This is a genomic window from Bradyrhizobium sp. AUGA SZCCT0431, from assembly GCF_018131065.1.
Classification (GTDB): domain Bacteria; phylum Pseudomonadota; class Alphaproteobacteria; order Rhizobiales; family Xanthobacteraceae; genus Bradyrhizobium.
Genome location: NZ_JAFCLR010000033.1, coordinates 80,998 through 88,194 on the forward strand (window position 1 = coordinate 80,998; position 7,197 = coordinate 88,194).

The 7,197-nt window shown below is 58.7% G+C and carries 5 protein-coding genes; 3 read left to right on the forward strand and 2 right to left on the reverse strand.

The features are described from left to right. Nucleotides 1–15: 15 nt before the first annotated feature. Complete coding sequence (locus JQ567_RS27490) at nucleotides 16–2,217, reverse strand: MASE1 domain-containing protein (RefSeq protein ID WP_212441710.1); 2,202 nt, start codon at nucleotides 2,215–2,217, stop codon at nucleotides 16–18. A gap of 686 nt (nucleotides 2,218–2,903) precedes the next feature. Continuing rightward, on the reverse strand, nucleotides 2,904–3,467 hold the full coding sequence (locus tag JQ567_RS27495; protein ID WP_212441711.1) for a TetR/AcrR family transcriptional regulator: 564 nt from the start codon (nucleotides 3,465–3,467) through the stop codon (nucleotides 2,904–2,906). A 128-nt stretch (nucleotides 3,468–3,595) separates the two neighbouring features. On the opposite strand from JQ567_RS27495, the gene JQ567_RS27500 reads away from it, so the two are divergent. The 3 genes from JQ567_RS27500 to JQ567_RS27510 all read left to right on the forward strand — a co-directional run bounded on the left by JQ567_RS27500 (nucleotide 3,596) and on the right by JQ567_RS27510 (nucleotide 7,083). Further along, nucleotides 3,596–4,252 (forward strand): glutathione S-transferase, encoded by a 657-nt coding sequence (locus tag JQ567_RS27500; RefSeq protein WP_212441712.1) that lies wholly within the window; start codon nucleotides 3,596–3,598, stop codon nucleotides 4,250–4,252. Nucleotides 4,253–4,894: 642 nt separating this feature from the next. Beyond that, nucleotides 4,895–5,089, forward strand: a complete 195-nt coding sequence (locus JQ567_RS27505; protein ID WP_212441713.1) for a hypothetical protein — start codon at nucleotides 4,895–4,897, stop codon at nucleotides 5,087–5,089. 1,211 nt (nucleotides 5,090–6,300) lie between these two features. Further along, on the forward strand, nucleotides 6,301–7,083 hold the full coding sequence (locus JQ567_RS27510) for an extracellular solute-binding protein (RefSeq protein ID WP_212441714.1): 783 nt from the start codon (nucleotides 6,301–6,303) through the stop codon (nucleotides 7,081–7,083). The last annotated feature ends 114 nt before the right edge of the window (nucleotides 7,084–7,197 follow it).

The window sequence follows — 7,197 nt, forward strand, 5'->3', positions numbered from 1 at the left end:
CCCCCGGTGCCTTTCCTATCGTCCATGATCTCTAAAGAGCTCGTGGATGACAGCGCGGAGCCGCATTGGCTCGACAGGCTTGTGCAGCAAAATGTATCCTCTATCCATAGCGTCACGTAATGGTTCAGGTGCCGTATCGCCGCTGATGAGGATGGCCGGAATTGATGAACCAAACACCGCATTAATTTGTTCAATGGCTTGGCTCCCGGTCTTTCCGCTCGCAAGATGATAATCCGAGATTATAAGATCGGGGCATTGTTGGCGCTCGGCAAGTCGGGCAAGTGCAGCCTCCTCGGATCCGGCGGTAAGGACGGAGTATCCCCATTTGGCAAGCAATCCGCCCGTTCCCTCCAGCACAATTGGAGCATCGGCAATAACAAGAACTACCTTGCCGTCGACCGCAAAGGCTGCAGGGGAGGCGACGGGCTCGGTGGACGTGACGCCTTCATCGGCCATCGGAACCAGGATTGCGAATCGCGAGCCTTGGCCCACAGTCGAAGCCAAGTCGATTTGATGGTTGAGAAGTAGGCGAAGCCTGTCGACAATAGCCAGGCCGAGGCCCAGGCCGCCATATCGGTTCCGTTCTGGGGCAGGAAGTTGAAAAAACTCGCTGAATATATTCTGCTTCTGATCCTCAGGAATGCCGGGACCGCTATCCCATACTTCGATACGCAACATTGCACCGCGCCGACGACATCCGACGATGATCCCGCCCCGCAATGTATATCGCACAGCATTGGATACCAGATTGAGCAGAATGCGTTCGAGCAGCATGGCGTCGCTCCGCACCCAGGCGTCACTTCGCCTAACGCGTAGCCGCAAGCCTTTTTCTCGCGTTGCCTGATCAAATGCCGTCTCAATTTTTTGCAACAGGCGCGCGATCGGGAATTCGGTAAATTTGGGTGTAAGGATCCCAGCATCGAGTCTGGAAATATCCAGGAGCGAATTGAACATTTCATTCATTTCTTTGCGCGTTGCATCGACCCGCTCGATCGTCTTTCTCCTTTCCCCCGATTTGAGCGGCATGCGCAGCTGTGCAACGAACAGGCCCAGTGCATGTAATGGCTGCCGCAAATCATGGCTTGCCATCGCAAAAAAGCGCGATTTTGCTGCATTGGCGAGCTCCAGTTCGTGCGTACGCTCTGCGACCTTCCGTTCGAGCTCGATCTGCGCGCGGCGCAGACGTTCCTCCGCTTTCTTGCGCACCTCGACGTCGGCGCTCAGTAACAAGCTTGGAACGGTAATACTGATCAAGAACATCAACACCAGCAGGAATGAAACGTTGAGATCCGCGGTCGTGAAGGGGCCGCCGCCCGTGAACGTCCCCCAAATCGTGATGCCCGCAAGCACCAGCGCAACCGTTGCGGTGTCACGTGGACCGCGGCGCAACGCCGCCCACAACATTGGCAGGATCACAAGAAAACCCAGCGGATCTCGGCTCGGCGTTTGCTCGATCAGGGGGCTGAAAGCAATGAGTCCAACAGCCGCCGCTGTTACGAGGACGCCGACCGTCTCCAAAAATTCATTGCGGTTGAAGGCATGGGAGTGGCTCGACGCCCAAAGCACGATAACGGGCGCAATGACCAGCGCGCCGGTCACATCTCCCAGCCACCATGTGACCCAGGCGTCCGCGAAATTCGCTCGTTCGATGTACCCGGCGGTTGCCAGGCTGGTCAGTCCAATGCTGGCGCTGATCGGTGTCGCGATCACGAAGCAAATCAGAGCAAACTTCGCGACAGAATCTGGCCTCGAAAACGTACTACATCCGCTCGACCATCGATTGATCAGGTAAGCGCCAACAACTGCTTCAAGAGAGTTACCGGTCGCAATCGCAATTGCGGTGGCAACCGAGCCGGCGGTCGTCGCATTGGCGATCACCGCCGCCGCGAAAATTGCGGGCCAGGTCCGATATCCCCACAACAGCACCGCCGCCAGCGCGACACCCGTTGGCGGCCAAATTGGCGTTGCACTGGGATGAATAGAGGCGAGAGCAAGGCCGCCTTTTGCCAGCGCGAAATAGATCACTCCAATTGCGACCAGACCGCCGGCATACCTAATGCTTCGGCGGAAATTTATCTCCAGCGTTAGTGATCGTGGATCGGACATCGTCGACGCCTGGACTAGGCTGTTGGATCGTCCACCATGACTGACCTTTTGATCTCCTTGATAAAGATCAAAGATTGCTACTTGCTCTTTTACCGCGCGGTTGATCGACACCCCTACGTCCGACCGGTGCGACAATGCCAGACTCGGCAAGATGCGCTCGGATCGAATTGATCACCGCAATCTGCTGACGGACGAAGAGATGGCGCGTACTTGGTTCACGAGGGCAAACTCTCTGCCGATGCCGATCGACATCGGCTTGGGGGCTAGAATGCGTGGCGGTTCCGGAGGAATGCTCTTGGCCTGGACATTGCCAGCCACTTGAACGGTAGCAACTGAGGACATTGACAGAATTGAATAGACATTTGCGATTGCTCCGTCCTTGGCGGCCACCGCAATTGCCCTGCATAATCGCAATTCGGGTTCGTTGGGGAAACTACCCATTTCGAGTTAGCAGCAGCTGGTAGTAAGCCTTTTGGACAATGATCAGTTTAGCCTTCCGTTCACTCAGCAGATCTGGCGGATGCTTGCGGCCTTTCGTCCGTGCACCTCAACCGCACCGCACCGTACAGGAGCGTAGGCGTGGCGGCCTGATCGAATGGGCGGGCGACCTCGTGACGCTGTTCCGGCGCATGGAACTTGCGCATGTGGCGGAGTTCACGCCGGAGTACCGGCAAGGCGATGGTCGAGTTTCCGAACTAGGACGTGAACCCATAAATTCAGATTGGTCGAATGACGTTCGCATTGAAGCGCATTGCAAACTCAAGCTGCCGCGCGTCGGCTATGGAAGATTGCACCGCCTACGCCGGTAGGAGACCCGCCACGCGATAGCTCTCGATCAACGAGTCAAAGAGTGAAATATCAGAGCGGCTCCTCGCCATCAGCTGAGCGCCGGCGACGGCGGCGAAGATAGCGCGAGCCCGCCCTTCGCTTTCCTCGGCACCGACCACGGCCGCAGCTGATAGCACCTTGCTCAGCCACGCCACGTTGACGTCGGCAAAGGTCTTGACCTCCCTCTTCACCGCTTCCGGCAGATCATCGTATTCGGCAGCCATGAAGCTGCAGAGGCACATGCGATTGTCACTCTGGAGCGACTTGCGAAAAATATCCGGATACTGGTGCAGGCAGCGGACCGGATCCGGGGTTTCGGCCAACATAGACGCGAGACCAGCCGCGGTGTCTTCCCAATAGCGCCTCGCTACCGCTGCGCCGAGATCGGCCTTGCTCGGGAAATGATGGTAGATGCTCGCGGCCTTGATGCCCACTTCGTCCGCGAGATCGCGGAAATTCAGGCCGCTGTAGCCATGCGCCTGGGCGGTCCGTCTGGCGGCCGCCAGGATGGCTTCCTTAGAGCTTGTACTCATCTCGCTGCCTCACCGCTCCCGCTTCGCCGCCAGCAACCTACCAAGTGACAGATAGGTGTTGACAGCGCAAACCATAACCCATACTTGGTCTACTAAGCGTTAGGTAGGCTAGGGTGAAGGAAGAGATGATGAAGATTTACGATTGGCCCACTGGCCCATATCCGGCCCGCGTCCGGATCGCTTTGGCCGAGAAGAACCTGCAATCGCGTGTCCAGTTCGTGTCGGTCGATCTCTGGAAAGGCGAGCACAAGAAGCCCGAGTTCCTCGCCAAGAACTACTCAGGCACGCTGCCGGTGCTCGAACTCGACGACGGGACCCTCATCGCCGAGTGCACGGCCATTACCGAATACCTTGATGCGCTTGATGGCGTGCCCGCACTCACCGGCAGGTCACCGCGCGAGAAGGGCTTGATCCACATGATGAGCAAGCGCGCCGAGTTGGAGCTGCTCGACGCGATTAGTGTTTACTTCCACCACGCCACGCCGGGGCTTGGGCCCCACGTCGAGATTTATCAGAACCCCGAGTGGGGGTTCCGGCAGCGCGACAAAGCCCTAAGGGGCATGCACTACTTCGATGGCATTTTGAAAACACCGCCGTACGTCACCGGTGAGGCGTTCTCGATGGCCGACATCACGGTCATTGGCGGTTTGATTTTTGCGGGGCTCGTGGAACTGCCGGTGCCGGCGGAGTGCGAGGCGCTTCAGGCCTGGTACGCAAGGATGCAGGAGCGTCCCAGCGTAAAGAACCGGGTGACGATGTCTGAACCGACCGGGGCGTCCGTTTGAAGTCGATGCGCGCCACCTCACAATTCACCGAGCGCCGCCCAAAGCGGCACATGGCCGGCGAGCTTGGTATGTACTGCGCATAGAGCGCGCGACCGGCCGGTGCGATGAACAGAATTTGGTGGCGCGGAATTGTTGCGGACGTGACGGCATACACAAAAAGAACGGCCGCCTGCGTTGGCGCAAGCGGCCCAAGTCTAGGGAGGAAACGCCCAAGGAGGGCAGCGATAGCGCGAGGGGCGCTACCGCACCCCCTAGCTAAGATGATCGCGATCGGCGGCTCAATTGGACGTAGGTAAACGTCGGGTATCTCAACGGGTCGCGGGACTATACGAAGGTTTATGGCGCTCGCCCTTAAAGCCGACCACTTCCGCAAGGGGGTCAAAAGCGCCGTTTTGGCGGTCTGTCGGCCACTTCCGATCTACCTCGATAAGCAGACATAGTCCGAGTTCGTCGGCATGTCTCAATCGTGCCAATGGCGGAAGTAATCCCGACTCGCGGCGTCGCGAAACGGCGATTGTGCGACACATCGAGAATGGCGCTCTTAAGGCCCTTCCCGGTTATGGGGTGTGGCCGCCGGGCCGCCCCCTCCCCATTTTGGCTGTGGGGGACGAGCACGTCCTCGTGTGCCATCGGAGACGGGCAATGACCATAAGAACCTTTTGCACGCTTGCCGCCGGCATCTTTGCCCTGATCGCGCTTCTGCAGTTGATCCGGATTGCGATGGGGTGGTCCGTCACCTTGAATGGCGTCGATGTGCCGTTCTGGGCGAGCTGGATTGCCGTCACCGTGGCGGGCGCGTTGAGCTTCGTCGGCTTCCGCGCCGCCATGCGCAGCTAAAGGCTGGCAGAGCCCGCCCGGGCTGATCTGTCGCCGGGCAACGGAGCCACTTCCCTACTCGCGGGTCCCTACTCGCGGGCCTCGAGCCGTCGTGCTCTACCGCGACAGCGGTTTAGTGCAATGTATGTTTTGCGACCCCAATATTCTGCGATATGACAGCGGAGGCTCATCGGAAGAGGCGACTTCCGGTGTGGGTCAATCGTGTCCTTGTCGGGGCGACTGCTCTTGGCGGGCGCTAAGCGGACATTCGCTGAAACGCCGACGTCCGCTAAGTGCTGATATTGTTGCAAAAGTCTTTTTGGGGTGACGAACGAAAATTCTTGGAGCCGCTGATGCGTTTTACGCACGGCGACGTGAGGGGACCATATTGTTTCATCCAAAATCGATCACGGACCTCCGTAGTGGCGTTGAAAAGCGACGCAGCGGCAGAGAAGTCCAAAGATCAACGTTCGCGAGATTTTTAGGGGTATTCGATTTTCGACTTTTGCAACACAATCGGCACTTATGAGACATGTCGACCGGCCCTGAGGATGTCCGCTTCCGGGGGAAAACCGGAAGCAGTCTGCCGACGACAAAAGTGACGCGATTGACCCAAAGCAGACCCCAAGCCGTTGGTGGTAGCCAGTAAGGGCTGGAAATAGCTGGCCTACACTCCTGACTGATGCTCGCGAACGGATTATTCTGCAGCGCGGCTACGCCTTCATGCCGTCACAAGCTTCCGCGCATAGCTCGGAAGAAATCTTTGCGAATGAACCGGCGGTCAACATGCCGACGTCCGTCATAACCAAACGCGGTTCAAAGTCATAAGTCACGCCGTTGAGTGAGGGCTCAGTGGAGGCTGCACCTTCACTCTAACACACGCGCCGCTCACTGGGGCGGTTAGACGCGGATGCCGTGTAGTTGTCCGCCATACATGCTGGGGTCCAAGTACTGCTCGCGCACTACGTGAGTCCGGGCACCTTGGGTATTGTAGGCTAGCCCGTAAGGCCCGCTAATGGCACTTTTGCGAAGTGCCGACCGGCTCTGAAATGGTCTATTTATCGAGGTAGACCGGAAGTGGTCGGCCTGGCGTCAGAGCGGCGCGATTGACCCGAAACCGACACACGTTGCGCGTCGATCGGGCGATGCTTCGGATTGGCGCACCCCAATAGCATGCTAACGTTGACGCCGATCCTGCTCATCTGGGAATTGCCGGCAAAGAGGAGGACGCTATGTTCAAACGTTCAGTTGCGGCAGCAATTGCTGTTGCCGCATTTTCCAGTTTGCTGCTGGTTGCAGCGGTGCCATCCCCCGCGCAAGCGGCCGACATTGAGCTGCTTGGTCCAGTCTCACTTCGGGTCGTGCTCCCCGGTCTCCTGCCGCAATTCGAAGAGTCGTCGGGACATAAGATCACCGTTGGCTACGCCACACTTGGCGCCATCACGAAACGTCTTGTCGAGGGCGAAGCCGTTGATGTGGCGATGGTGTCGCCCGAACAGAATGAGGAGCTACAAAAGCGGGGCAAACTGATGGCGGGCAGCCGCGCGGAGATTGCCAGGGTCGGCTTCACAGTGTTCGTAAGGAAGGGCGCACCCAAGCCCGACGTGGGCTCGGTGGATGCGCTGAAGCTCGCGCTGCTGGCGGCAAAGTCGATCGTTCTTGGCGACCCAGCCGCCGGTGGCGGAGCAGGCGTCTACACCGCAGGCTTGATGGAACGCTTGGGGCTTGCGGCGGACATAAAGGCGAGGACCAAACTGGTGAAGTCCGGCACCGAGGTTGCTGAGGCGGTGGCGAAGGGTGAGGCCGAAATCGGAATCGGGGTGGCGAGCGATGCGGCAATCGTTCCCGGTCTCGACGCTTTCCCGCTGCCAACAGGAGCCCAGAGCTATTCCGTGTACGTGGCCGGGGTCAGCTCGGGCAGCAAGCAGGTCGATGCGGCGAAGGCGCTGATCGTGTTCCTGACCTCACCTGCAAGCAAGCAAGCCCTGAAGGCCAATGGCTTCGAGACGCCATGAGGGTCTCCGATTCTTGCGCAATGCAGGAGTCCGTTAATGGCACTTTTCCGACCTGACCGGTCGCGCCGATCATGTCCGTTCGCGGCGCTAAAGCGGATGTGCTGGGACATCGTC